Source organism: Methylophaga sp. UBA5088, from assembly GCF_002414625.1.
GTDB classification, from domain to species: domain Bacteria; phylum Pseudomonadota; class Gammaproteobacteria; order Nitrosococcales; family Methylophagaceae; genus Methylophaga; species Methylophaga marina.
Genome location: NZ_DIAC01000026.1, coordinates 34,257 through 35,427, shown reverse-complemented (window position 1 = coordinate 35,427; position 1,171 = coordinate 34,257). Strand labels below are relative to the sequence as shown.

Sequence of the window (1,171 nt, the reverse complement as noted above, 5' to 3'; positions counted from 1 at the left end):
AATGAATGGGTAACGGTTGAAGCAGATGCTGGTGGTTTACCTTTTCCAAAAAAGTCAGACAAAAAACGTAAACGCTGGTTGTGAGTTATGGTTCGCCATGATTGACGGAAAATGAGTACAATATATTTCATATTGATTAAATTCAGGCTTGTAAAATAATAGTCATGTCACTATCTACATCGCTGTTTTAAAACGGTGTGGGAGAATAAACGCTGGCAGTTGCAATACAGCTATTAGAAATTTGATCGAAAACTGACCGAAACAGTTCAATCTGTTTGGATATAACGGTCTTAAGCAGCCATGGGAGTGATGAAATGGTTAAGTCTATAAAACAAATTGAGGCTGGCAAATAAATGGCCACTGGATTACCCAGAACAAAAGCACGCCGAGCTGCTGTACAAGCGCTCTATCAAGCTCAAGTCAATGGTGAAGCACCACAAAAAGACACACTTGAGTTTGTCACTGCAGAATATGCTGACAAAATTGATAAAAAATATTTTGTGACATTGGTCGACGGCACGATCAAATATCAAAATGAAATTGATGAAGAACTGACACAAGTCATCGACCGTGATTTGGCAAAGATTGATCCGGTAGAAGTCTCCGTGCTTCGTCTCGCCGTATTTGAATTTATGCATCTACCAGAAATACCATACCGTGTCGTGCTGAATGAAGCGGTCGAATTAGCCAAGTCTTTCGGTGGTGAGCAAGGTCATAAATACGTCAACGGCGTCTTAGATAAGATGGGCGCTCGATTACGCTCTCATGAGCACCAAGCAGCGAAAGCTGCACGTCAAAAGAAATAAGTCATACTGGGCAGGTGTCGACGATGCTTGCCTGATGATTAAAAGGTTTTCTGTGTGGCTTTAACTGAGTTTTCACTGATACAACAGTTTTTTGCTGATGCAACACAAAAACGTCAAGACGTGATTGTGGATATTGGTGATGATTGTGCTGTGTTGTCATGTCCTGCAGATAGCGATATAGCTATTTCAATTGATACGCTTGTTTCCGGTATTCATTTTTTCCCGGATGTAGATCCTCACACGCTAGGCCATAAATCATTGGCGGTGGGGTTAAGCGATCTGGCCGCCATGGGCGCTACACCAGCCTGGTTTACATTAGCATTAACGATACCTTCACTTGATGAAAAGTGGTTATCAGCCTTTGA

2 protein-coding genes are annotated in these 1,171 nt (G+C 41.8%); both read left to right on the top strand.

Annotated elements, in window-relative coordinates:
- Window positions 1–353: 353 nt before the first annotated feature.
- Window positions 354–806 carry a transcription antitermination factor NusB gene (nusB, locus tag B4K20_RS03260; RefSeq protein WP_286305507.1) on the top strand — a complete coding sequence of 151 codons (453 nt, stop codon included), beginning with the start codon at window positions 354–356 and terminating at the stop codon, window positions 804–806.
- Window positions 807–860: 54 nt separating this feature from the next.
- On the top strand, window positions 861–1,171 hold a 311-nt coding region (locus B4K20_RS03255), incomplete at its 3' end, for a thiamine-phosphate kinase (protein ID WP_289281863.1).